At 60.2% G+C, this 24,366-nt stretch carries 19 protein-coding genes; 3 read left to right on the forward strand and 16 right to left on the reverse strand.

The features are described 5' to 3' along the window. Positions 1-2: 2 nt before the first annotated feature. From AC3WP4_RS01285 to AC3WP4_RS01310, 6 genes are all read right to left on the reverse strand, one after another. Entirely contained in the window at positions 3-1,781 is a 1,779-nt protein-coding gene (locus AC3WP4_RS01285; RefSeq protein WP_074877728.1) for an acyl-CoA dehydrogenase C-terminal domain-containing protein, read from the reverse strand. Positions 1,782-1,788: 7 nt separating this feature from the next. Further along, entirely contained in the window at positions 1,789-4,305 is a 2,517-nt protein-coding gene (locus AC3WP4_RS01290) for an efflux RND transporter permease subunit (protein ID WP_074877730.1), read from the reverse strand. Positions 4,306-4,320: 15 nt separating this feature from the next. Then, positions 4,321-5,409, reverse strand: a complete 1,089-nt coding sequence (locus AC3WP4_RS01295; protein WP_102614249.1) for a WD40/YVTN/BNR-like repeat-containing protein — start codon at positions 5,407-5,409, stop codon at positions 4,321-4,323. A gap of 148 nt (positions 5,410-5,557) precedes the next feature. Continuing rightward, positions 5,558-6,916, reverse strand: coding sequence for a DUF1329 domain-containing protein (locus tag AC3WP4_RS01300; RefSeq protein WP_074877733.1), 1,359 nt, complete (start codon positions 6,914-6,916; stop codon positions 5,558-5,560). A gap of 41 nt (positions 6,917-6,957) precedes the next feature. Next, on the reverse strand, positions 6,958-8,970 hold the full coding sequence (locus AC3WP4_RS01305; protein ID WP_102614248.1) for a DUF1302 domain-containing protein: 2,013 nt from the start codon (positions 8,968-8,970) through the stop codon (positions 6,958-6,960). 127 nt (positions 8,971-9,097) lie between these two features. Beyond that, positions 9,098-9,664 (reverse strand): RBBP9/YdeN family alpha/beta hydrolase, encoded by a 567-nt coding sequence (locus AC3WP4_RS01310; protein ID WP_074880755.1) that lies wholly within the window; start codon positions 9,662-9,664, stop codon positions 9,098-9,100. A gap of 357 nt (positions 9,665-10,021) precedes the next feature. Here AC3WP4_RS01310 and AC3WP4_RS01315 point away from each other — a divergent pair, with 357 nt between their 5' ends. Further along, entirely contained in the window at positions 10,022-11,074 is a 1,053-nt protein-coding gene (locus AC3WP4_RS01315; protein ID WP_074877738.1) for an AraC family transcriptional regulator, read from the forward strand. 176 nt (positions 11,075-11,250) lie between these two features. Here the strand turns inward: AC3WP4_RS01315 and AC3WP4_RS01320 are convergent, their stop codons facing one another. From AC3WP4_RS01320 to AC3WP4_RS01350, 7 genes are all read right to left on the reverse strand, one after another. Beyond that, positions 11,251-12,261, reverse strand: coding sequence for a YeiH family protein (locus tag AC3WP4_RS01320; protein ID WP_074877741.1), 1,011 nt, complete (start codon positions 12,259-12,261; stop codon positions 11,251-11,253). Beyond that, positions 12,258-12,584 (reverse strand): Rieske (2Fe-2S) protein, encoded by a 327-nt coding sequence (locus AC3WP4_RS01325; RefSeq protein WP_102614247.1) that lies wholly within the window; start codon positions 12,582-12,584, stop codon positions 12,258-12,260. Before AC3WP4_RS01325 ends, AC3WP4_RS01320 begins: the two co-directional genes overlap by 4 nt. Beyond that, a complete protein-coding gene (locus tag AC3WP4_RS01330) occupies positions 12,581-13,246 on the reverse strand; it encodes a DsbA family oxidoreductase (RefSeq protein ID WP_102614246.1) in 666 nt (221 codons plus the stop codon). The genes AC3WP4_RS01325 and AC3WP4_RS01330 overlap by 4 nt, the downstream gene beginning before the upstream one ends. Further along, positions 13,243-14,574 carry an MFS transporter gene (locus AC3WP4_RS01335; RefSeq protein ID WP_074877748.1) on the reverse strand — a complete coding sequence of 444 codons (1,332 nt, stop codon included), beginning with the start codon at positions 14,572-14,574 and terminating at the stop codon, positions 13,243-13,245. The genes AC3WP4_RS01330 and AC3WP4_RS01335 overlap by 4 nt, the downstream gene beginning before the upstream one ends. A gap of 92 nt (positions 14,575-14,666) precedes the next feature. Further along, positions 14,667-15,719, reverse strand: coding sequence for a beta-keto acid cleavage family enzyme (locus AC3WP4_RS01340; protein WP_008155072.1), 1,053 nt, complete (start codon positions 15,717-15,719; stop codon positions 14,667-14,669). 87 nt (positions 15,720-15,806) lie between these two features. Beyond that, complete coding sequence (locus AC3WP4_RS01345) at positions 15,807-16,655, reverse strand: TauD/TfdA dioxygenase family protein (RefSeq protein WP_008020209.1); 849 nt, start codon at positions 16,653-16,655, stop codon at positions 15,807-15,809. 14 nt (positions 16,656-16,669) lie between these two features. Beyond that, on the reverse strand, positions 16,670-17,650 hold the full coding sequence (locus AC3WP4_RS01350; protein ID WP_074877750.1) for a quinone oxidoreductase family protein: 981 nt from the start codon (positions 17,648-17,650) through the stop codon (positions 16,670-16,672). A 352-nt stretch (positions 17,651-18,002) separates the two neighbouring features. On the opposite strand from AC3WP4_RS01350, the gene AC3WP4_RS01355 reads away from it, so the two are divergent. Both AC3WP4_RS01355 and AC3WP4_RS01360 read left to right on the forward strand, forming a co-directional pair. Continuing rightward, the gene (locus AC3WP4_RS01355; protein ID WP_102614245.1) at positions 18,003-19,187 is read left to right on the forward strand and encodes an acetyl-CoA C-acyltransferase family protein; all 1,185 of its coding nucleotides are present in this window, start codon (positions 18,003-18,005) and stop codon (positions 19,185-19,187) included. Positions 19,188-19,668: 481 nt separating this feature from the next. After that, positions 19,669-21,093: an undecaprenyl-phosphate glucose phosphotransferase gene (locus tag AC3WP4_RS01360; RefSeq protein WP_074877754.1), complete on the forward strand. Its 1,425-nt coding sequence runs from the start codon at positions 19,669-19,671 to the stop codon at positions 21,091-21,093. A gap of 92 nt (positions 21,094-21,185) precedes the next feature. Here the strand turns inward: AC3WP4_RS01360 and AC3WP4_RS01365 are convergent, their stop codons facing one another. From AC3WP4_RS01365 to AC3WP4_RS01375, 3 genes are read right to left on the reverse strand one after another with little or no spacing between them, the layout of a single operon-like run. Then, positions 21,186-21,935, reverse strand: coding sequence for a WecB/TagA/CpsF family glycosyltransferase (locus tag AC3WP4_RS01365; RefSeq protein WP_074877756.1), 750 nt, complete (start codon positions 21,933-21,935; stop codon positions 21,186-21,188). Further along, the gene (locus tag AC3WP4_RS01370) at positions 21,935-23,122 is read right to left on the reverse strand and encodes a glycosyltransferase family 2 protein (RefSeq protein WP_102614244.1); all 1,188 of its coding nucleotides are present in this window, start codon (positions 23,120-23,122) and stop codon (positions 21,935-21,937) included. The genes AC3WP4_RS01365 and AC3WP4_RS01370 overlap by 1 nt, the downstream gene beginning before the upstream one ends. Continuing rightward, entirely contained in the window at positions 23,119-24,321 is a 1,203-nt protein-coding gene (locus AC3WP4_RS01375) for a glycosyltransferase (RefSeq protein WP_102614243.1), read from the reverse strand. The genes AC3WP4_RS01370 and AC3WP4_RS01375 overlap by 4 nt, the downstream gene beginning before the upstream one ends. Positions 24,322-24,366 lie beyond the last annotated feature (45 nt).

The raw sequence follows: 24,366 nt of genomic DNA on the forward strand, positions 1-24,366 counted from the left end.
GCTCAGAACTGCGCTGCGTCCAATTGATAGAGGCATTCGCTGCCCGCCTTGGCCGATGCACTCAACGAGTGGATGCGTGGCAGCAGACGGGCGAAGTAGAAGCGCGCGGTGGCCAGTTTGCTGGCGTAGAAATCGTCTTTTGAATGCGTGCTCATGGCCGCCTTGGCCATTCGCGCCCACATGTAGGCGTACGCGGTGTAGCCGAACACGTGCAGGTACTCGACCGAGGCCGCGCCGATTTCATTCGGGTTGCCCTGGGCCCGGTCCAGCAGCCATGTGGTCAGTTCGTCGAGGGTGTCGACGGCGGCGTTCAACGGTTGGGTGAACTCTCTGAGGTCAGCGCAGGCATTGGCGGTATAGGTGCGGATTTCCGAAGCGAACAGCCGGTACAGCGCCCCGCCACTGCCGACGATTTTGCGCCCGGCCAGGTCCAGTGACTGGATACCGTTGGTGCCTTCGTAGATCTGGGTGATGCGCACATCGCGAACCAGTTGTTCCTGACCCCATTCGCGGATGTAACCATGGCCGCCGAAGACCTGCTGGCCGTGCACCGTGGTTTCCAGCCCCATGTCGGTGAGGAACGCCTTGGCCACCGGGGTCAGCAGCGACACCAAATCTTCCGCGCGCTTGCGGGTGGTGGCGTCATCGCTGTACTTGGCAGTGTCCAGTTGCAGCGCCACGTAGCTGGAGAACGCCCGCCCGCCTTCGTTCAACGCTTTCATGGTCAACAACATGCGCCGTACGTCCGGGTGCACGATGATCGGATCGGCGGCCTTGTCCTTGTTCTGCGCACCGGTCGGCGAACGGCTTTGCAGGCGGTCACGGGCGTATTCGACGGCGTTCTGGTACGAACGCTCACCCAACGCCAGACCCTGTATACCCACGCCCAGACGTTCGTAATTCATCATGGTGAACATCGCCGCCAGGCCCTTGTTCGGCGCATCGATGATCCAGCCGGTGGCCCCGTCAAAGTTCATCACGCAGGTGGCCGAAGCCTTGATGCCCATCTTGTGCTCGATGGAACCGCAGGACAGCGAGTTGCGCTCGCCCAGCGAGCCATCGTCATTGACCAGCACCTTGGGCACCAGAAACAGGGAAATGCCTTTGGGGCCGGCGGGTGCATCAGGCAACCGCGCCAGTACCAGATGAATGATGTTTTCAGTCAGGTCGTGCTCGCCGCCGGTGATGAAAATCTTGCTGCCACTGATCTTGAAACTGCCGTCGGCCTGAGGTTCGGCACGGGTGCGAATCAGGCCAAGGTCCGTGCCGGCATGCGCCTCGGTCAGGCACATGGAACCGGTCCAGGTGCCGGCGTACATGTTTGGCAGATAGCGTTCCTTGAGCGCTTCACTGGCATGGGCATTGATCGACAGGCACGCACCGGCGGTCAGCATCGGGTAGAGGCCGAACGACAGGCTTGCCGAGTTGACCATCTCTTCGACCTGAGCCGAAATCGCCTTGGGCATGCCCATGCCACCGAACTGTGGATCGCCGCCCACACCCACCCAACCGCCTTCGGCGAATGCCTGGTAGGCCGCAACAAAACCATCCGGGGCCGTGACTGCGCCATTGCTCCAGGTGCAGCCCTGCTCGTCGCTGCTGCGGTTCAGTGGCGCGATGACTTCGCCACTGATTTTGCCGGCCTCTTCAAGGATCGCAGCGGCTGTTTCTTCATCGATCACCTCGGCCAGGCCAGGCAACCGGGCCCATAAGCTGGACACCTTGAAGACTTCGTTGAGTACGAAGCGCATATCGCGCAAAGGAGCTTTGTAATCAGACATGGTTGGCTTACTCGGAAGTGGTCAGGGCATGGGGCATACCCTGGCGTTGAGAGGTGTCGGTTTCAGCGGCTTGCGCCACGTGAGCTTGCAAAACGGGGTGACGCAGCAGGAAGTACGACAGGGCAGGAATCAACACCAGCGCGCCAAGCATGTTCCACAGGAACATGAAGGTCAGCAGGATGCCCATGTCGGCCTGGAACTTGATCGGCGACCAGACCCAGCACACCACGCCCGCCGCCAAAGTGATGCCCACCAGGCCCACGACCCGGCCGGTAAACGACACGGCGTTGCGGTACGCCTGAGACAGCGGCAGGCCCTGACGCTGGTAATGCAACTGCACGCTGAGCAGGTACAACGCGTAATCCACGCCAATGCCCACGCCCAATGCGATCACCGGCAGGGTGGCGACCTTCACGCCAATGCCCATGGCCACCATCAACGCCTCGCAGAGGATCGATGTCAGCACCAGCGGCAACAATGCAACCAACGTGGCGCGCCAGCTGCGGAAGGTGATCAGGCAGAACAGCGTGACCGCCGCATAGACGTAAAGCAGCATGGTGCGATTGGCCTCGCGCACCACGATGTTGGTCGCCGCCTCAATCCCGGCCGACCCGGCCGCCAGCAGGAACTGCCGATCTTCGCTGTTGTTCTCGCGAGCGAATTTTTCGGCAATGCCCACCACGGCATCCAGGGTCTCGGCCTTGTGGTCCTTGAGGAAGGTGATCACCGGCATCAGCGAACAGTCGGTGTTGAACAACTCCGGGGAGTTGACCGAGGCTTGCTGTGCGGCGTAGTTCAGCACGTCCTGATTGCGCTGGATGCTGTTGAGCTTGGGGTTGCCTTCGTAGGTGCCGGCGGTGATTTGGCGCACCGCGTTGACCAACGACGCCGTGGCCTGTACGCCCGGATACTGCTGCAGTTCCCAGGCCAGGCGGTCAGCGAGAACCAGCGTCTTGTAGTTCAAGCAGCCTTCTGGCGCAGTCTTGATCATCACCGCGAACAGGTCGCTGGACAGCGCGTAGTGGCTGGTGATGTAGGCGTTGTCACGGTTATAGCGCGAGTCGGCACGCAACTCCGGCGCGCCACTTTCCAGGTCGCCGATCTTCAGCTGCAAACTGACCATGAAGCCGCCGATGCCCATCAGCATCGCGACCAATACCGCCCCCGTGGCCCACTTGCGCGTGGTGAAACGGTCGAGCAAGTCCCACAGTTTGCCGAAGCCTTTGTGCCCCTCTGCGCGGGTGTCGATTTTCAGCGCACGCTCGGCAGCCTTGGCGCCGACGCCGACATAAGACAGCGCCACCGGCATCAGCAACAGCGAGGTGAAAATCAGCACCGCCACACCGATACTGGCGGTGATCGCCAGGTCGCGGATCACTGGAATATCGATCAGCATCAGCACCGCGAACCCGACGGCGTCGGCCAGCAGCGCGGTGACGCCGGCAATGAACAGGCGGCGAAAGGTGTAGCGTGCGGCGATCAGCCTGTGGGTGCCGCGGGCGATGTCTTGCATGATCCCGTTCATCTTCTGCGCCGCGTGGGACACACCGATGGCGAAGATCAGGAACGGCACCAGCACCGAGTACGGATCGATGGCATAGCCCAACCAGGCGACGATGCCCAGTTGCCAGACCACCGCGATCAACGAGCAGCCGACCACCAGCAAGGTGCTGCGCACGCATCGGGTGTAGGCGTAGATGATGATCAGCGACGTGACCACGGCCAGGCCGAAGAACATCATTACCTGGATCAAGCCGTCGATCAGGTCGCCCATCAGTTTGGCGAAACCGATCACCCGGACTTTGTACTGGCCCTTGCCCTCCTCCCCGGCCTTGCGTGCAGCGCTGTCGCCGGCGAACTCGATCTTGTCGCGCAACTGCTCTTCGAGCATCTGCGAAAAGGCGTGGTAGTCGATGCGCTGACCGCTGGCCGTGGCCTTGTCCAGCAGTGGCACGATCAGCATGCTCGATTTGTAGTCGCTGGCCACCAGGCTGCCGACGATACCGGCGCGGGAAATGTTCTGGCGCAGCTGTTCTATTTGCTCAGGCTTGCCCTCATAGGTATCGGGCATCACCGGGCCACCCTGGAACCCTTCCTCGGTGACTTCGGTCCAGCGCACCGCCGGGCTCCACAACGACTTCATCCAGGCGCGGTCGACGCCTTCGGTGAGGAACAACTTGTCATTGACCTGCTTGAGCACGTCCAGGTAACCGGGGTCGAAAATATCGCCCTGGGTGTTCTCCACCACCACCCGGACCGAGTTGCCCAAACCGCGCAGCGACTGGCGGTTTTCCAGGAAGTTCTGGATGTACGGCTGACTCTGCGGAATCATTTTTTCGAAGCTGGGGCGAAGCTCCAGACGCGTTGCGGCCATGTAGCCCAACACCACGGTGGCCAGCGCCATCAGCAGCATGAACAACGGGCGGTAGTTGAACACCAGCCGCTCCAGCAGGTTGCCGGAATGGCGGTCGAAATCCCGCAGATCGCGGATTACCGGCATGGTTTCTTGTTTGATATTGCCCATGTCTGGGTACTCGCTCTAAGGGTTCGAGGGCTTGTCAACGGACAGCGTCCGTGCACCACGGCTGCCAACCACTACCAGCGCACCGTTGGCGGCACGCGTGACGCCCGTCACCGGGACTGGTTCGGCTTGCTGCAACCAGTGCATTTGCGCACCGCCCCCCTGGCTCACCAGCATCTGCCCGCCCTGAGTGAACAGGCGGTAATCACCCTGGGCATCGACGATTCCGGCAGTGATGCTGACGCGCAGGCCACTGTCCTGCGGGGTCCAGCTGAGGCCGCCATCGGTGCTGCGCAGCACATTGCCGCGCAAGCCGTAGACGAGGACTTCCCCGGGTTTGCCGAGCACCCCGAAAAAACTGCCCTGATAAGGTGTCTGCACGGCGGCGAAACGCTGTTGGGCGTCATCCCATTTCAGCAACAAGCCCTGCTCGCCGGCGATGTACAGCGCATCCCCGGTGGAGGCGATGGCGTTGAGGTGAAAACCCTGCGGGTTGTCGGTGCGGTCCTGAAACGGTGTCCAGCTCTGGCCGCCATCCTCGGTGCGCAGGATCAGGTTGAACACCCCGACCACATAGCCGAGGCGCTCGTTGGCAAACCAGACATCGAGCAACGGTTTGTCGGCGCCCTGCGCCACCAGGCGCTCACCTTCGGCGACCAGCAGCGGCCATTGTTCGTTGCCCGGTTCTGCACTGGCCAACGCACCGTAATGCTTGACCAGCAAGGCCCCGATCTCGCGACCGTCCAGTTGCTTGCGCCAGGTCGCGCCCGCATCGTTGCTGTGCAACACCACACCGTCGCCGCCCACCGCCCAGCCTTGGGTTGCGGAAGGAAAACTCACGGCATTGAGGTCAGCACTGACCGGCACCACGGCCTGCTGCCAGTGCTTACCGGAATCATCGGAAAACAGAATATGGCCACGCTGACCGACGGCGATCACCCGCTCACCGGCGCGGGCCATGCCGGACAACGGACTGTTGATGGCCAAGGCACTGACCCTGGCGGGCAGGTCCAGCACATCGACGTAATCGGCCGCGTGGGTGACGCCCTGCAACAGGCCGAGCACCACACCAAACGCCACCTGCAAATAATTCTTATACGAACACATACCGCGTCCTCTTCGGAAAACCGCGCCGGGACACACATCCGTGTGTCTGACGTTCACACCTGGCGCCCGCGACGATCGGCGTGCACCGACCGCCACACGATCCACGCTTGGTGAGCCGTGGACCTTGCGGGCGCTTTTTGCGGTTGGCTTAGCGAATGCCGCTGCCGGCCAGGGATTCCGACGACCATTGCGCCTTGGAGAGCGGATCGATGTACTTGATGCCGCCGTAAGGCCCGACCACGCCGTTGATGTTGTACGAGCCTCCTACCAAGTCGTAGATCATGAAGGGCGTGGAATCCGGGATCTGCTTGTCGTAGCTCTGGCTGAGGAATGCGAAAGAGCCACGGTACAGCTGACCACGGGCGTCGTATTGATCAGAAGCCAGAGCGGTCCAGCTGTCTTCATCGAGGTAGAAGCGGCGCTTCTGATAGATGTGTCGGGCGCCGGCCTTGAGGTTGCCTTCCACGACCCAAACGCGATGTTTTTCCCAACGCACGTAATCGGGAGCCAGGTGATTGGCGGTGGTCAGCGACTTGGGATCCTGGGCGTAGGTCAGCTTGTAGGTGTTGTAGGGCACGATCATTTCCTGCTTGCCCACCAGCTTCCAGTCGTAGCGATCCAGTGCACCGTTGAACACGAAAACATCGTCGTAGGTGCCCGCGCCGGCGGTGCCGGGGTTAGGCGTGTCGTAAGCCAGGTTCGGCGCCAGCTTGACCCGACGCTGGCCAGGCAGGTATTGCCAGGCGCGACGCGGCTGTTGCAGCGGGTTGGCGGCGTCCTTGAGCATCACCGCTTCACCGGCCCGGCGCGCAGGGCCGGTGTAGGACAGCTTCATCTGGTAGTACACGTCGGCGCTGCTGATCGGCTGCGCGAGGTTTTCGTAGATCGGGTAGGAAATGAACGCCTGGCCGGTGGTCGCCAGGCTCGGCACGCCGGCGGAGTCGACGTTCCAGGAGTCGTACTTGGAATTGATGCTCACGCCTTGATAGCGCAGCAGGAAGTTCCACATTGCTTCGTTGCCCGACTGCGGGATCGGGAACGGCACGCCCGGCAGCACGTTATCGATGGCCAGACCGCCTTCGAGGGACTTGGCGCCGCTGGCATTCTTCACGCCGTTATCGAGGATGGCTTTGGGCAGCGAAACGGTGCGGTGGGTCGGGTAGACATTGACGTGGAAACTCGGGAAACGTTTGGCCAGTTCCGCCGTGGTTGCACTGAGCAAGCCCTTGTACTGATCGACGTTTTTGCCGTCGATCACCAGCAATGGTTTTTCGTTGGCGAAGGGATCCGGACGCATGCTGTCACCGGATTTGAAACTGGCCGGCGGCGTGGTCAAGCCACCCTCATAGGCGGGGATGGAACCATCAGCGTTCCCGGCCTTCTCGGCGCCCACCAGGGTCAGGCTGCTGCCCAATTTGGCAGCCTCCTGAGGTGAAACAGCGGCCTGTGCCTGGGCGGCAAGGACCATGGCCAGCGAAGCGGCCAACACGGTTTTTGCGAATTTCATCTTGTTATTCTCCTGCTTGCATTGAGCAAATCAGTGGTGCATCAAAAAGTGGTTTTCATCGTCAGGTAAACGGCGCCACGGTCCTCAGTCGTGGCCCCTCCACCGGAGAAGGCTGAGTAGCCACCGCCGTAACAGGCGTAGTTTTCATTGCCGCTAAAGGCATTGGGTGTGGAACCGTCGCCGCTGCCGGCATTGGCCGCGCCGGTGCTCAGACCGCTGGTGTCGCACTTGTCGGTCTTGCCGAAGGAGTCCACGTACTTCAGGTCAATGAAGTATTTGTTGTACACAACCGCCCCGAGGCCGATGGCGTAGTTTCCGGTGTCCTTGGCACCGCCACCGGAGACCGGTGAGACGCCGTCGAGACCGACGTTGATGGACATCGGTGCGTTGAGGTCTACGCCAGGAAACACCTGGTACCAGGTCGGCGTGAAGTTGACCGCGATGCCCCAGTTGTCCCGGGTCGGCTGGTCGATGCCGCGATAGGTGTCCTTGCCTTTGTAGAGCGCCTCGTTCTTGCTATCGAGCTTGAGCAGGTTGCTGTAATACAGCTCGCCCAGCAGGGTTGCCGAGTCGAATACCGGCGTTTTGGCAATGGTCATCAGACCGTTGAGCGTCCAGTGCAAGGTGTCGCCAGTGGCGGCCATGCTGTCGCCCCCCTGCGGGGTGTCATACACCACACCGGTGGCCGCCGTACGCGCCGGCAACAGGCCAAGACCCGCGCCCAGGCCCAGCGGACTGTTCGTGCTGACAACCGCCGGAATACTGGCCAGCGGCATGTTGTGACGGATGTTCAGGTCAGAACCGACGCTCACCCCGCCCACATCCTTGGACAGGCTCAAGCCAACGATCTTGATGTTGTCGGCATAGGCCATTTGATAGGTGGCGGTGCTCAGCGAGTTGAGCGTGTTGATCACCGCAGGCACTTGCCCGGCCGGCCGGGTGCCGTTGGGGTTGGCCGAACTCAGGCCTCTGGCATCCAGCCAGGCTTGCGGCAGGATTTCCGAGGTTTCGCGGTAGTAAACGCCGAGGGTGCCATCCAGCCAGGCCGGCGACCACTTGGCCATAACGCCCCAGTCACCGCGCTTGTCCGGTGTCAGGTCATGACCGCGACGCACATTGGTCAAGCCATTGCAGGGCGCCAGGCCACAACCCAGGGGGCTGCCCGGCACCACGCCATTGGTATTGCCCAGCAGGAACGACTGCGCACCGAAACCGACCAGATCGGAACCACCATAGTAAGTACCGGCTTCAGGCAGGCGCGCAGCATCCCAATCGAGGAAATACTGGGCACCCACGGTTAACTCGGGATTGACGGTGAACGACATCGACAACTGGTTACGCGGAACGAACAGTTCCTTGGCTTCGGTACCGGGCGAGGCAGCCAGTTTGGCCAGGTCCAGGCCCGATTGGCCGTAACTGTTCGAGTGCACCGGGTTGAGAATGGTCTCGCCCCAGAACACGTTGTGCTGACCGGCCTTGACGCTCAGCAGTGACTCCTCGCCCACTTCGGTGCTGTAGAACACGAAGGCATCGAGGATTTCGCCGGACGGACCGGTGTAGTAACGCTGGGCATAGTTGCTCAGGTGCGGGCTGCCGTTGCCAACGTTGTCACCGGTGACACCGGCCAGACGTGGATCGTTGGCGACCAGCCCCGACCTTGCGTCGTTGCCGTTGACGAACGGGTTGGAATTGGACCCGGTGTTTTCATAGGCCTTGTCATACCAACTGGCCGCACTGACACGAAAACCCATGTGGTTCTGGTAGACCACGTCCAGCTCGGTCAACAGGTCGACACGGTTGGTGATGTTGGTCCCGGCCTTGCGGAAGTTGTAGTCGCCGTCGTTGTTGTTCGGCGTTGCCAGCATGCGTTTGTCAGCGCTTTCGGTGCGTACGCCGTAGTTGTACTTCACGGTGTTATCAAGACGTACGGTCCAGTCCGGGTTACCTGTGTCGAGCTCGATCGCCTGCGCGACCGGCACGGCTGCGGCCAGGATGGCCGAGGCCAACAAGGTGTAACGCGAGGGTGCGAACCCGTGACTCTTATTGTTGTGCATTGCGTTGTCTCCGCCTTTTTGTATTTGTTTTAAGCGCAGCCGCCCTCGCGCAACCCCTTGTTCCAGGGGTTTACGGTTTCAGGAATGAGGGCAAATGCCGGATGGCGCGGGCCAAACGGCGCCTGAACTAGCGATCCAGCTCGAGGATGAGGGCTTCGGCGTGTGGCCAGTGCCCATACCCGGCAGCAGGATTGAGGTGACCGACTTCGCCGAGGTTGAGCAGTTCGCTGCCCCAGCCGTCGGCCATGCGCGTGGCGGCATCCAGGCTGGCAAGGTGGTCGTTGGTACTGGCGGCCACCAGGCTGCGGAACGGCAACCGGCCTTTGGGCAGAGGGTCCCAACCCTGGCTACGCAGGGTTTCAGCGGATGGGTAGCCCTGCGGCCACTGGGCATCGAGGTCCGGCGGAGCGGCCAGCAGCGCACCCTTGATCGGCCGACTGTGCTGCGCCGCCCAGTGCGCGACCATCAGCACACCCGCGCTGTGAGCGACCAGAATCACCGGCCCGTCGATCTGCTCCAGCGCGTGCTGGATCGCTTCGACCCGCTTGGCGCAATCGAGCTTGTCGGTGTCCAGCGGTGGCACACTGCGTACTTTGCACAGCCTGGCCTCCAGCAGCGTTTGCCAATGCTCGGCTACGTGCTCGCGCAGGCCCGGTACGATCAGAACGGTTGCTGCAGTTTGCAGTTTGTTCACTTTCAACACCTTCGCTTTCTCGATGACTCGACTGGCTCTGTTCGCCAGGGGCTTTTTGTAGGACTGACATTAAAGAGCGCCCGCCCGAAGCGCTTTTCATTAGACGTCAGGCACTTTTCTTTTCATGACAGATTTCCAGGTGTCGGGCACACAGCGACCATTGGTCGAATATCCCCACAGGTTCTCTACAGCTCACTGTAATCAAAGGGTGAGCGTCGATTGCTGGACAACGACGGTGTGATTTTGGACAGCATTGGGCGAACGCCCTCGACAACGTCACAACTGTTCAATCGTTGATGTGCTGGATATAGTCGCCACGCAAATTTGAATCGCAACTGGCCCAGGAAAGACCTTCGCATGCCCAAGCTTGTTCGCGCCGCCGTCTTGACCAACTACCTGGAGGTTACTCAATACCTGGGGTTCAACCCGCGCGATGTATTGGCCGGCGTCGGCTTGAGCAAAGCCAAGCTGCTAGCCCCTGAACATCGCATTCCCATCGATGCCGCCGTGCGTTTGCTGGAGGATTCGGCCGTCGCCAGTGGCTGCCAGAGTTTCGGCCTGAGCATGGCCGAGTCGCGCCAGCTCTCGGACTTCGGCGTGGTCAGCCTGTTGCTCAGCCACCAGCGTACGCTGCGCGACACGTTGCAAGTGTTGGTGCACTACCGTCATCTGATGAACGATTCGCTGGCCCTCTTCATCGAGGAGGCGGGCAAGATGGTGATCATTCGCGAAGAGGTGGTCACCGAATCGCCGATGCCCTGCCGACAAGCCAATGAACTGGCGATCGGGGTGATGTTCCGCCTGTGCGCCGCCCTGCTCGGCGCGCACTGGCAACCCTACAGCGTCAACTTCACGCACCAGCCTCCCGACAACCTGCAACTGCATCGCCGCCTGTTCGGTTGCAAACTGGAGTTCGGCAGCGAGTTCAATGGCATCGTCTGTCCCAATGCCAGCCTCGACATGACCAACCCCCATGCCGACCCGGCCATGGCGCGCTACGCCCAGAGTTACCTCGACTCACTGCTGCACCACGAAGGTCCGTCGATGCTGTTCGAGGTGCGCAAAGCCATTTACCTGTTGTTGCCGATGGGGCGCGCCACCATCGAGCAGATCGCCCAGACCCAGGGCATGAACGTACGCACCCTGCAACGTCGCCTCAAAGACGACGGCTGCGCCTTCAACGACCTGATCAACGACGTGCGCCGTGACCTGGTGTTGCGCTACCTGGAAAACCCGAATTATTCGTTGGGCCGGATCGCCGACATGCTCGGCTACTCCATGGCGAGTTCCTTCACCCGCTGGTTCATCACCCAGTTCGGCATGCCGCCCGCCGCTTGGCGCAGCGCGCAAAAGCACACCGTCAAGGCACCGTCGGACCTGAGCCCCCTGCCCGGCCCCAGCGAACCCTGAACCGGACGGAACAGACGCAGGACAGGCAAAAAAAACGGCGACTGCTGGCACAGTCGCCGTAAAAAGAACCGGTGTTTATGACACACCGGCCGAGGAGTTCCACTGCAATGTGGAGCGAGGTCCGGCTGTAGCAGCTGCTACGGATCGCATTACCGCCGCCAATATTTTTAACGGACTTAGAGGCCCCAACGCAGCAACAGCAGCACCAGCACGACGAGGAACACCGTTTCCCCCACCATCAGCAGGATCGGTTTGATGCCCACCGCCGCCAGCTCCTTGAGCTGGGTTTTCATGCCCAGGGCGCTGATGGAAACCACCAGGCACCAGCGCGACAGTTCATTGACCGACCCTTGCACCACCGGGGCCACCCAGCCGGTGCTGTTGATACAGGCCAGGATCAGAAACCCGACGGCGAACCAAGGCAGCAGCGGCGGCCGTTTTCCGGCCGGATCGGCACCTTGCATGCGGGTGATCATGGCGGCACAGACGATCACCGGCAGCAGCATGGCAACCCGCATCAACTTGACCACCGTGGCCGTATCGCCGGTCTCGGTCGACATGCTGTAACCGGCGCCGACCACCTGCGCGACATCGTGGATGGTCGCCCCCAGGAACACGCCCGCCACTTGTGGCGACAACGACAGCCAGTTGGCAATCATCGGGTACACGATCATCGCCAGGGTCGACAGCGCCGACACCCCGATCACCGTGAACAATGTCGCGCGTTCTTTCTGCGGATGATTGGGCAATGCCGCCGCCAGCGCCAATGCGGCCGATGCACCACAAATCGCGGTGGCGCCACCGGTGAGCATGCCGAACAAACGCTGAAAGCCCAGCGCCTTGGCTGCGATCACTGAAACGCCGATGGTCACCACCACCACAATCACCACCAGCGCCACAGGCTTCCAGCCCAGCGCGGCAATCTGTTCGAGCGTGATGCGCATGCCCAGCAGCGCCACGCCAATGCGCAACACGGTGCGTGCGGTGAACTCGATGCCAGCCTTGCAGGCACCGTCACCGGCCAGGAAGTTCAGCGCCATGCCCAGCAACAAAGCGAACAGCATTACCGGCGCGCCATAGTGCTCGGACAAAAAGGACGCAGCGGCTGCGACGATCAGGCTAACGACAAAGCCTGGCGCCAGCTCGCGCGTTCGGCTGTGGATACGGGTGAGAGCGATGGCGCTCATGGCGCGGACTCCTCGGCAACGATAACGATGAATGCCTGGCCGTCGATGATCTCGACCGGATAATTGGCGACTTTGACTGCGGTGGAATTGAGCAAGTAACCGCTGCGCAAATCGAAGCGCAGGCCATGGGCGCAGCATTGAATCACCCGTCCATCAAGGCGCCCGCCACACAGCGAGGCGCCCTGGTGCGGGCAACTGTCGTCGATGGCGAACACGTCACCTTCGACGTTGAATAACGCCAGGCTTTTGTCATCGAATTCGAACAGTGCACGACCGCCCGCCTGCGGGAGTTTTCCGGCAGGCACGGGGATACGCCGGTTCATGCCGGTTGCCGCTCGGTATCACTTTCTTTCAGTGCCTGGCTCATGGCCCCGAGCAGCGTCTGGGCAGGTTGTGCACCGATCACCGTCATACGGCGGTCGAACTGAAAGCTCGGCACCCCACTGGTCGCGCCGGGCAAGCCTTCAAATGGCGTGGCGTCGCCCTTCAGGCAATCGAGCACCACGTCCGTATCGACGCCGCAGGCGCGGGCAATGGCGAGCAAGGTCTCGCGGCACCCGAGGTTTTCGCGTTTGCGGAAATAAGCGGCGAACAGCCGTTCAAGCAACATTTCACGCTGAGCAGCATTGCCCAGTACGCTGACGCGTTCGAACAAACGGTGGGCGTCGGCGGTGTTGGGCATCGTCTCGATACGGCTGAGGTCGATGGTCAGTCCAACCGCCGCAGCAGCCTGCTGTACCTGGGCCTGGCGCATGGTCATGGCGTCGGCATTGCCCAGGCGTTTGCGATAGAAATCGGCGAAGGGCTCGCCTTCTACCGGCAACTGAGGCAGCAACTGCACGCCATGCCACACCGTGGTGATCTGCACGTCCGGGTGGCGACTGCGAAACTGTACCTGCGCATGCTCCAGTTGACGCTTGCCGATCAGGCACCAGGGGCAGATGAAATCGAAGAACACATCAATACGTAAACGACGACCACTCACAACTTCACCTCTAACACCGCTTTGCTAATCGAATCTCGGACTTGCTCGCCCTTAAGCCGGGCAATGTCCTTGTGGTAATGACACTTGGCATAAAAGAACACCGCCGCCGCCGCGATGCTGACCAGTGGCACCAGCTGAAAAGCAGCCTGCAAGCCAATCAGGTCGGACACCCTGCCCGTGATGAACGGCCCAGGCGCGAGCCCCAGCATGTTGTTGGCCAGGGTCAACGTGGCGAAGGCCGTGCCGTGGACCGAGTAATGCGTCAGGTTGGCAACCATCGCTCCGCAAGGGCCGGTCGTGCCGGCGGCAATCAACATGCCCAGGCAGATCAGCAGCAATTGCCCAGGCCCCGCCGGCAGAGCGAACGCCGCCGACAACAACAGGCAACTGCCCAGGCAATAAGCGATGGCCAACGCCACTTTGCGCTCCGGCGAATGGCGACACAGTCGATCACTGAGCATGCCGCACAGGATCATCCCCGCCCCGCTGCACAGCACGATGATTGCCGCGAGGCCACCTGCCTTGTCGGTGGCCATGTCGTAATAACGATTGAGGTAACTGGGCATCCACACAATCACGGTGCCGCCGACGAACAGTTGCAAGCCACTGCCGATGTAGGCCGCGATCACCGAGCGGCTGGAAAACAGCGTACGCAACGGGCGCTTGACCGCGGCAGCTGCCTTGTTCGCCACCTGAGCGGCACGTTGCGGCGCAATGCGTGCTTCCTTGACGATGATCGGATAAAGCACCGCCAGCAGCAGGCCGAACAGCGCCATGCCGGCAAACGACCATCGCCAGCCAAGCTTGGCGGCGATTGCACCACCCAGCGCCATCCCTAACACCGAACCGAACATGCCACCCGCCATGAACGCACTGGCCAGGGTTGCCCGCATGTGTTTGGGAAATACCGAGATCACCACGGCGATGCCGACGCTGCCGTACGCCGCTTCACCGACGCCGACCATGAACCGTGCAATGAACATCTGCTGATAGTCCTGCGCCAATGCGCAGCCCAGCGTCGCCAGGCTCCACAGCAAAGCCATCAGCGCCAGGCTTTTTACCCGGCCGAAGCGATCCGCCAGCAATGACAGGGGAATGGTCAGCAGCCCCACCATCAGGGCGACAATGCCACTGAGCAGGCCGAGCTGGCCGTCGCTCAGGGCCCATTCGCCCTTGAGCATCGGGAACACCGCGTTCAGCACCTGACGTGACATGTAATCGGAAATCAACAGCCCGAACGTCAGTGCAAAGACGATCCAGGCGTACTTGCGCGCAACGCCGACGCCACTGCAGTCGTCATCGTCTGCAGCGATTGGGTGAAAGGCCATGCAGCCTCCTCAAAGCTTTGTTTTATTGTTGTTATCAAGCGTGTTGCAGTGCAGCGAGCGGGAGGCCATTGACCGCCCGCTTCGTCTGCCGATCAGCCGCGTTGCGGCACACCTTTCTGCCCGGCCTTGCGGTTGGGGGCCATGCCATTGGCCAACAGGGTTTCTTCGATGCTTTGGTACTGCACACCGATGCGGTAGATCTCACGGGCTTCTTTACCCGTGGCGATTTCGCGACCCAGCTCATGAGCGATGCGCACGGTCTGCTTGATCTGCGCAACCGAGCCGAAACGATCGCCCTTGTGATCAATGATAGTGTCTTCATTGCCCACACGCGGGTGCATACCCATGGCCATCGACATGGTGTTGAACGGCATGACGTTTTTCAGCAGCGACTCGGAGGTCAGGGTGCAACCGTCTGGCGCGCGGTGGATGAAGTTGAAGAAGTTAAACGGATTGGGGCCATCGAAACCGCCGCCGATACCGATCCAGGTCAGGTTCAACGGGCCCTTGTAGACGCCCCTGCGCACCAGACGCTCGAGGGTTTCCATGGCATGCATGCCCGTCAGCTGGAAGTGCGGCTGGATGCCGTTGTCCATCAGACGCTTGAGGTGCTCGGCGACCCAGGCCGGGCCTGCCGGAACGGTCATTTCGCTGTAGGCGGCCTGATACAGCGGATTGGCCAGGGACGTGCCTTCCAGGTATTCCGGATACAGCAGCTCCATGATGTTCATCTGGGTGGTGTTGATGGCCACCGTGACCTGATCCGGTTTTGGCGTCAGCTCGGCCAGCATGTGCCGGGTATCGTCAGACAGCCACTTGGCGGCTTCGCCATCGCTTTCCGGCGCAAAGGAAATCGAGCCACCGACCTGGATGATCATGTCCGGCACGGCTTCACGCACGCCGGCGATCAACTCGTTGAATTTGGACAGGCGCTTGGAACCCTTGCCGTCCAGCTCGCGAACGTGCAAGTGCAGGACGGTGGCACCGGCCTCGTAACATTCGACCGCTTTTTGCACCTGTTCGTCCATGGTCAGCGGGATGTCTTCGGGGAAGTCTTCAGGCATCCATTCCGGGCCGTACGGGGCCACGGTGATCACCACCTTTTCCATGTTTTCCGGGTGCAGGGAATCGTCGAAGAATTGCATGAGTTACTCCTGTTCTTATGATTGTCGCGCCCACCCGGGATCGTGCCGGGCAGGCGTGTTTACGAGTGCGAATGCAGTTGCGGTCGATCAGTAGGTCTTGTCGCCGATGATCCCGGCACGCTCCATCTTGCGATGGCACGGCGGGTAATCCATGACGGCGTAGTGCTGGGTGCTGCGGTTGTCCCAGATGGCGATGCTGTTGGGTTTCCAGCGCCAGCGCACCTGATACTCGGGGATGTAGGCCTGGCTGATCAGGTAGCGCAGCAACTCGCTCGCGCCAGGGTTGGCGTCCTGGCCGAAGCGCACCCGCTCGGGGGTGTGGTAGTTGCTCAAGTGCGTGGTGAAGGCGTTGACGAACAGCACCTTCTCCCCGGTTTCCGGGTGGGTACGCACCACCGGGTGCTCGGCATCCGGATACATCGCCTTGAGCGCCAGACGCTTTTCGATTGGCATGGCGGCACCGAAACTCGCTTCGATGCTGTGGCGGGCGCGCAGGTCGGCAATCTTCACCTTCACGTCCTCTGGCAAGCGCGCATAGGCCTCGACCATGTTGGCCCACATGGTGTCGCCGCCCACCGGAGGGCATTCTACGCAGCGCAGCACGCAGCCCATCGGCGGTGCTTCGCGCCAGGTCGCATCGGTGTGCCAGGCGTTTTCGTAGCGGTCCATCGGCTGGTCCGGGTTCTTGTAGATGCGCACCAGCCCGGGATGATCCGGATCACTGCCAGCCACCGGATGGTCCTCCAACTCACCGAAGCGGCGGGCGAAAGCCACGTGCTCGGCACGAGTGATGTCCTGATCGCGCAGGAACACCACTCGATGCTTGAGCAACTGAGCACGAATCTCGGCAAAAAGACCGTCGTCATGCACCGCGTCGGCGAGGTTGACGCCGATCAGTTCGGCGCCAATGCTGCAGGTCAATTGTTCGACTTTCATGGCGGACAACTCCCTTAAATGACGAAAATCGAAGAGCCCGTGGTTTTGCGTGATTCCAGGTCGCGATGGGCCTGCACGGCATCCTGCAAAGCATAGTGCTGGTTGATCTCGATCTTGATCCGACCGCTACCAACGTGGTCGAACAATTCGCCAGCCAGGGCCGCTTTTTCCGCGGGGTCGGAAATGTAATCGGCCAGGGCCGGACGCGTCATGAACAGCGAGCCTTTCATCGCCAGCATTACCGGGTCGAAGGCCGGGATCGGACCGGATGCCGTGCCGACGCACACCATCAGGCCACGACGCTTGAGCGAATCCAGCGAACCCATGAAGGTGTTCTTGCCGACGCTGTCGAACACCACGTTGACCCCCACGCCATCAGTCAACTCGCGCACGCGCTGGGCGACATCTTCGTGGCTGTAATTGATGACATGGTCGCAGCCATGGGCCAGGGCAATTTCACCCTTGACCGCGGTGGACACGGTGCCGATGACGGTCAGGCCGAGCAGCTTGGCCCACTGCGAAACGATCAGGCCCACACCACCGGCAGCGGCGTGCAGCAGAATGCTGTCGCCAGCCTTGAAATCGTAAATGCGCCGCATCAGGTACGAAGAGGTCAGGCCGCGCATGGTCATGGCGGCGGCGGTCTCGAAACTGATGGTTTCCGGCAGCTTGATCAACGGCGCGGCCGGGATCAGGCGTTCGGTGCTGTAGGCCCCCAAGGTATTGAGAAACCCGGTGTAGGTGACGCGATCGCCTACACGGACATTGGTAACCCCCTCGCCGATGGCCTGGACCACACCGGACGCTTCAACCCCCATGCCGTTGGGCATCGGGATCGGGTAAGTGCCGTTGCGAAAGTAGGTGTCGGCATAGTTCAGGCCGACCGCCACATGACGAAGACGAACCTGGCCTGGACCGGGGTCGCCAACTTCGACCTCCTCATAGCGGAGGACTTCGGGACCACCGGTTTCGTAGAAGCGTACGGCTTTGGCCATTTTTCTTATTCTCCAATCTTTAAGATGGGCGTGCTGCGTCGAATTGCGCTGATTGGACTGTAGGACGACGTCTGCAGGGTCGCTTCTCATCAGACGACAATGGCTTTTCATTTCATGACAACCGGGTGGTTGTACAAGATCCCGGGAACCAGAAAGCCTTGGCCATTGGGAGAGTGAGTGAACAGCTTACGGACCACGAAGAGATCAAAAAGCGACTTCAACTGAAATGGCCAAAAACGCCACCCCCCTTGAGCAGTTTTGGCATAGGCCAAAATCATCACGGTGTCTAGACTCACTCCAAATAACAGTGCAAAAGCACACTTGAATCCAGGACTGTTCCAGGGGAACCCGCATGAACCCATCCGACATTTTTGTCATCAGCGCCGTCCGCTCCGCTATCGGCAGCTTTGGCGGTTCGCTCAAAGATGTGCCGCCCATTCAATTGGCGACTGATGTTTGCCGCGCCGCCATTGAACGTTCGGGGCTGGCGCCTGAACACATCGGTCACGTGGTGATGGGGCATGTGATCCCGACGGAAGCACGTGATGCCTACATCTCTCGTGCCGTGGCGATGAATGCCGGCCTGCCGAAAGAGACGCCCGCCTTCAACGTCAACCGTCTCTGCGGTTCTGGTTTGCAGGCCATTGTCAGTGCCGCTCAAAGTTTGATGCTCGGGGACGCCGGGGCTGCGCTGGCGGGTGGCGTCGAATCCATGAGCCGCGGGACCTATCTGTTGCCGCAGGCACGCTGGGGTGCACGCATGGGCGATATGCAAGCCATCGACTACGTGCTCGGTGTTCTGCAGGATCCGTTTGGCGGTTTCCACATGGGCATTACTGCGGAAAACATCGCCGAGCGCTATGGCATCACTCGTCAGGCTCAGGATGAGTTGGCGCTGCTCAGCCAGCAACGAGCGGCCCGGGCGATTGCCGAAGGGCGATTTACCGACCAGATCGTGCCGATCGAAGTGGCATCGCGCAAAGGCACCGTGACGTTTGCGACGGACGAGCATGTCCGCGCCGAGGTCAATGCCGAGCAATTGGGCAAGATGAAGCCGGCCTTCAAAAAAGACGGCAGCGTCACCGCCGGCAACGCGTCCGGCCTCAACGATGGTGCCGGTGCATTGATCCTGGCCACGGGTCAGATGGTTCTCGACCAAGGCCTCAAGCCCATCGCCCGACTGGTCGGTTATGCCCATGCCGGCGTGGAACCCGAGCTGATGGGGTTGGGACCGATTCCCGCCACCCGTCTGGTCCTCAAACGCGCCGGCCTGACCGTTGCCGACCTGGATGTCATCGAATCCAACGAAGCATTCGCGGCCCAGGCGTGTGCCGTGGCGCAGGAGCTGGGCTTCGACCCGGAGAAGGTCAACCCGAACGGTTCGGGGATTTCTCTGGGCCACCCGGTGGGCGCGACCGGTGCGATTATCGCCACCAAGGCGATTCATGAACTGCAGCGTGTTCAGGGTCGTTATGCCCTGGCAACCATGTGCATCGGCGGCGGCCAAGGCATCGCCGTGTTGTTCGAACGCGTCTGATCGACCCAAACGAAGGCGGCGCCGATTATGGCGCCGCCTCGTTTTAGTGCGATGGAATCAGTGCGCAATGCACGCAGATTCCAGCTCGGTGCAAGCCTCGAATACTGCACGACCCCACTCGAACTCCCTCCCCGATTGATTGCAAGGCGAACAACAGCACGCTGGCGAATTATCAGTCTTGGCGCGCTGACGACATGGCGGTATTTGCGCAAAAAACATGTTCTACCTCCCCGGCACCCGCGCCGAACTGATCAAGCAAATGCGTGCGCAAGGTTCTACTAAACTACGCAGAACCAAGCAGTTCCAGTGAATGATTTCACAGCACTGCTAAAGTGATAGCACGCGCCCCCACATGCCCCCAACGCTTGTCATTTTCGAAGGTGGGTGGCTGATCACGGTGACGCCAATGCTCTCAAGCGAGGGCTGCATGAACTGAATCGCGTCATCGAGCGCGAGGGGGCAGCAGACATGAGGTCTAAATATGATATTTGAGCCCAACAGTACCCGTTCCGTTCTCCAGCGAAGAAGCAGCACCAGTATCGTTGTCCAGGCGGGTCTCGATTGTGTTGCGGTGACCGGTGTTGCATGGTTTTTGATCAATTATCATATCGGCTTCATAACGCAGTCCTATGTCATCCTGCTCCTGTTGCTGCTGGGGGCTTTAGCCGTCGTGTACGACCACTACGCCATTTACCGCAGCAATGTCGGTTTTACCGTCAAAGCCTTCAAGCTTTTGAAAGCATGGACTGCCACGTTTGGCTTTCTCGTTGCCATGGCCTTTCTTACCAAGCAAAGCGAACAGTACTCGCGTTTATTGGTCGGGCAGTTATTCGTTGTTGGATATTTTGCTCAGTTGCTTTTGCACCTCGCGACCCGCGAGATGCAAAAAAAGTTTTTGGCCCATCCGACTCAATTGGAAAACTCGCTCATCATTGGCTCGGGCGAACTGGCCAGCTATCTTCACAAGAAAATCAGCAATAACCCTTGGCTCGGCGAGCGCATAGTTGGCTGTGTGTTGATTGGCGCGGACGATGACCGGGGAAAGGAAAGTCTGGAAGGCGCTCAGCGTCTGTCGATCCTGGGCGATATCGCCGACCTTGATGAGTTAGTTGTCAAACATGCCATTCGTACCGTCTATTTCGTGACCCCTCTGGGTGGCTCAGAGGTCATCCAGGATGTTTACTTAAGGCTGTTTGATAAACACATCTCTGTTAACTGGGTGCCTGACATTTTCTCGTTGCGCCTGATCAACCACAGCGTTCGCGAAATTGCCGGCATTCCCGTCCTGACCCTGTCTGAAACTCCGCTGATGGGGATGCGCCTGTTTCTGAAGAACCTTGAGGACAAAGTCCTGGCCTTTCTCATTTTGGTTCTTGCAGCGCCCGTCCTGGTAGTCGTCGCCATTGCCATCAAGCTCGATAGCCCCGGCCCGATATTCTTTCGTCAGCAGCGGATGGGCTGGAGTGGGGAAGCTTTTCGGATCTGGAAGTTCAGAAGCATGGTCGTCCATCAGGATGAAGACGGCATCGTCAAACAGGCGCAAAAGAACGACCCGCGCATGACCAGGGTTGGGGCCTTTATTCGGCGAACCAGCCTGGATGAACTACCGCAGTTATTTAACGTCTTGATGGGGGAAATGTCCCTGGTGGGGCCTCGCCCGCACGCTATCCAACACGATGTGCAGTACTCGCCCGATGTCTCGGGCTACTTTGCGCGCCACAACATTAAGCCGGGCATCACAGGCCTGGCTCAGGTACGTGGCTATCGAGGCGAAACGAAGGATATAGACCAGATGATTCGGCGTGTTGACTCGGACATCGAGTACATCAACAACTGGTCGCTATGGCTCGATTTCGTCATCCTTTTACGAACGGTGTTTGCCTTCTCCGGCAAACATGCCTACTAGCCATTCTCGAGTGTCTGGGCGATCTCAAGGCCATTCAGGGTTCCCCCGGAACAATGGAGGTTATTTAAAAAGACCGCCAAACGGATATGAACTTACGCATTACCCCTGCCCTTGTCCCTGTAGATCAATGTACGCAACAAGAACATCGGATTACCCAGCACATAGCGTCTGAATAAGCGCTTTGGCTCACCTATCAGCCTGAACACCCACTCACAACCGAGACGCCGCACCCACTGCGGAGCACGAGTGACTTTGCCGCCGAGAAAATCCAGGATCGCCCCTCCGCACACGACCAGACAGGGCGCGCCACTGGCGGCTAACCTCGCAGCAACGGCTTCCTGCTTGGGCATGCCCATACCCAGCACAACCAGTTCCGGCTGAAACTGCCGGGCAAGGTTTACATAGGTATCCACCGACGCAAAACCATGGTGAGCAGAGACGACATTGACCGCAAATATCGCTTCGCTTCGCTGCACCGCGTTGGCCAGAAAGGGCTCTTCAGTACCCCAGAAAGCCACGCGACGGCCCTTGAACGCGGCCAATAACTTGGGAATGAAATCGGTGCCATTCATATTCAACCCCGGCTCCAGGCCGAGGCGACGAAACAGAATAGCCATGCCGGAGCCATCCCGTAGTAACACGTCCGTAGCCAACAGGGCGTTGAAGTAGTCGGGGTTGGCCGCCACCAGATTCATGGCATGGGCATTGGCGAACCCGAGCACTGTCGTTACGTCAGGTCTGGATAACGCATCAATCAATGCTTGCTCGTCATCAGCATCGCTGACCACCCTGAGTTTCCGGGTAATCGTTTGCCAGCTGTGCTGCCAGGATAAAGCGCGCATTAGCTGTCATCTCGCTTCGACCGCACCCATTCAACCTGGCGTTTGAGCAAAAACCCGAGATACAGCGGGATTTTCCTCATCGCGTAGAACGGCGCATACATCAAGGCTGAAAAAGAAATAATCCCGCGACCAAATTGGCTCCATGCCAGCAAGATAGCCACACCCAAAATTGCCACCCCGCAAGAAGCTATCAATGCGGGCGCCAACGCTCCGGACAGTAGAAAGACCAACCATGACAGAACAAATGCCGCCGCCAAGGCCAACGTCAATAAGGCCAACGGAGGGACCAGCAAATCCAGGGTCATCGCCAGCAGACGCCAGTTACGCTGGCCAAGCGACTCGACCAGCAACTTTGGCGTGTCCCCAAGAATTACGCCTAAATGACCATGTTCCCAGCGCGTACGCTGGGTCGTTAAGCCTTCATCGCTGCGCGGAAAGTAACTGGTCACCAGAGCATCGGGGCAGAACACCGGCGGCTTGCCGTTTCGGCATAAATCCAGGCCCATCTTCAAATCTTCAACGATGTGGCCACTGGCCAAATTGATCAACGTCAGATCCTGCCAGACGAAAGCCATTCCCGTGCCCATTAGCTGACAGGGCAAACCTAGTCGGGTCCAACCCTGCGGCCGTACCCGATTCTTCACACACCAGGCAAACTCGGCAAGCCGCACTTTTAGCCCGGAACCTGCCGGAGCAAGCATTAAATTAAGAGCTTGCGCTGGCCGCCCTGAGTCGATGCAACGGATGGCCAAACGCTCAATTGAGCCCTCGGCCACCTGGCAGTCCGCATCGACAACAATCATGACGTCCGGCGCATCGCTGGCCAAATGACGTACCCCACAGTCCACCGCATAACCCTTGCCACGCTGCTGAGCATTGCTGCGCTCCACCACCTCGGCGCCCGCCGTGCGGGCCAGCGCCGCCGTGTCGTCAGAACAGTTATCCGCTACCACCAGCAGGCGATCACCCGAAAGCAACTGCGGCCGAATGCTATTCAACGTCGCGACGATGACCGAGGATTCATCGTGTGCCGGTATCAACACCGCCACCCGCGGTCGCGAGCCTTGCGCCGACGCAGGCGAACGCGCAGGCAGGCAGGCCATCAACACCTGCACAAACAGCACCAACACCGGCAGGAGGATGAGCATCAGCAGTGAGCTGAACAGCCAACCAAGTAATGTAGTCATGCTTGCGCCCTGAACAAATTAGCCAACTTGGCCGCTTCGATGTCGATGTCGTGTCGCTCCAGCACTCTCTGATAAGCCGCCTCGCCCATCCGCTGCAACACCTCGACAGGTTGCGCGAGGCAGTCCGCCAGCGCCGCCGCCAATTCATCCACGGCTCCCGCGGGAAACAACCAACCGTTCACACCCTGTTGTACCAACTCGGGAATCCCTGCCACATAGCTCGTCAATACTGGTCGGCGCAACGCCATGGCTTCCATGATGACCACTGGCAACCCCTCGGCGAAACTCGGCAACACCAAGGCCCGCGCCGCGAGAATTTCCGCCCGCACCTGATCGCTGCTGATCCAGCCGGTAATTCGCACCCGTGCTTGCAAGCCATGCCGTGCAATCAGGCTTTCGATTTCTGCGCGCATTTCCCCATCACCCGCCAGTACCAGTTCGAACTCCACGTCTTGTGCTGCCAGGCTGCGGACAGCCTCAAGCAACAACAGTTGTCCCTTTTGCTCACACAAACGACCGACGCAAACCAACCGCGGCGCAGATGGCACGGCAACGGCCGGCACATCGTGAAACGCCCGCTCCAGCCCGCAGTGCACCACCTTTACTCTTGGCCAATGCGCATGAGCCACCCAGCGAAACAGCTGGCTACGCCCATAAGAACTGATCGCCGCGACAAAAGCCGCGCGCCGGACTTTCTCGCCCAAATGAATAAACTGCGGTTTGTCGAACTCTTCCGGCCCGTGCACGGTAAAACTGTACGCTGGCCCACCGAGTACATTGGCCAGCATCACCACCTCGGTTGAGTTGGTGCCGAAATGCGCATGCACGTGCTCGGCTCCAAACGCCTGCAACCACATCAGCACACCACACGCCTCGGATAAATAAACCAAATGGTATGGCCAGGGGCGATCGGCACGCTGGCTCATGCGCAGCGCCAGCCACAGCGCCGAAAAAAAACGTCGCGGCTGGGCGCGCAATACCTGCAGCACAGGCACTAACAGCGCTTTGACTCCGCCCTCCAGCACATACTGGGTTTTATCGCGTTCAGACACGTCCTCGGCATCCACCAATTCGGCATCCCAGCCACGCAGAGCAATGCGCTGCACCACAAACCCCTGACGTTCCAACGCCAAAATCTCCCGGCGAATGAAACTATGGCTGACTTTGGGGTATTGATTGATGAAATAGGCGATGCGCATAGGAACCAGACTTAGTTGTCGTTGCGGTGGATTATTACTGCAAGC

The organism is Pseudomonas sp. FW305-20 (assembly GCF_058788075.1).

Bases quoted from the DNA above. Each gene is read 5' to 3' on its own strand.
- AC3WP4_RS01300 (WP_074877733.1), bottom strand. From the start codon at position 6,916: ATGAAATTCGCAAAAACCGTGTTGGCCGCTTCGCTGGCCATGGTCCTT.
- AC3WP4_RS01315 (WP_074877738.1), top strand. From the start codon at position 10,022: ATGCCCAAGCTTGTTCGCGCCGCCGTCTTGACCAACTACCTGGAGGTT.
- AC3WP4_RS01340 (WP_008155072.1), bottom strand. From the start codon at position 15,719: ATGCAATTCTTCGACGATTCCCTGCACCCGGAAAACATGGAAAAGGTG.
- AC3WP4_RS01285 (WP_074877728.1), bottom strand. From the start codon at position 1,781: ATGTCTGATTACAAAGCTCCTTTGCGCGATATGCGCTTCGTACTCAAC.
- AC3WP4_RS01355 (WP_102614245.1), top strand. From the start codon at position 18,003: ATGAACCCATCCGACATTTTTGTCATCAGCGCCGTCCGCTCCGCTATC.
- AC3WP4_RS01375 (WP_102614243.1), bottom strand. From the start codon at position 24,321: ATGCGCATCGCCTATTTCATCAATCAATACCCCAAAGTCAGCCATAGT.
- AC3WP4_RS01305 (WP_102614248.1), bottom strand. From the start codon at position 8,970: ATGCACAACAATAAGAGTCACGGGTTCGCACCCTCGCGTTACACCTTG.
- AC3WP4_RS01335 (WP_074877748.1), bottom strand. From the start codon at position 14,574: ATGGCCTTTCACCCAATCGCTGCAGACGATGACGACTGCAGTGGCGTC.
- AC3WP4_RS01365 (WP_074877756.1), bottom strand. From the start codon at position 21,935: ATGCGCGCTTTATCCTGGCAGCACAGCTGGCAAACGATTACCCGGAAA.
- AC3WP4_RS01345 (WP_008020209.1), bottom strand. From the start codon at position 16,655: ATGAAAGTCGAACAATTGACCTGCAGCATTGGCGCCGAACTGATCGGC.
- AC3WP4_RS01350 (WP_074877750.1), bottom strand. From the start codon at position 17,650: ATGGCCAAAGCCGTACGCTTCTACGAAACCGGTGGTCCCGAAGTCCTC.
- AC3WP4_RS01320 (WP_074877741.1), bottom strand. From the start codon at position 12,261: ATGAGCGCCATCGCTCTCACCCGTATCCACAGCCGAACGCGCGAGCTG.
- AC3WP4_RS01325 (WP_102614247.1), bottom strand. From the start codon at position 12,584: ATGAACCGGCGTATCCCCGTGCCTGCCGGAAAACTCCCGCAGGCGGGC.
- AC3WP4_RS01290 (WP_074877730.1), bottom strand. From the start codon at position 4,305: ATGGGCAATATCAAACAAGAAACCATGCCGGTAATCCGCGATCTGCGG.
- AC3WP4_RS01295 (WP_102614249.1), bottom strand. From the start codon at position 5,409: ATGTGTTCGTATAAGAATTATTTGCAGGTGGCGTTTGGTGTGGTGCTC.
- AC3WP4_RS01370 (WP_102614244.1), bottom strand. From the start codon at position 23,122: ATGACTACATTACTTGGTTGGCTGTTCAGCTCACTGCTGATGCTCATC.
- AC3WP4_RS01360 (WP_074877754.1), top strand. From the start codon at position 19,669: ATGATATTTGAGCCCAACAGTACCCGTTCCGTTCTCCAGCGAAGAAGC.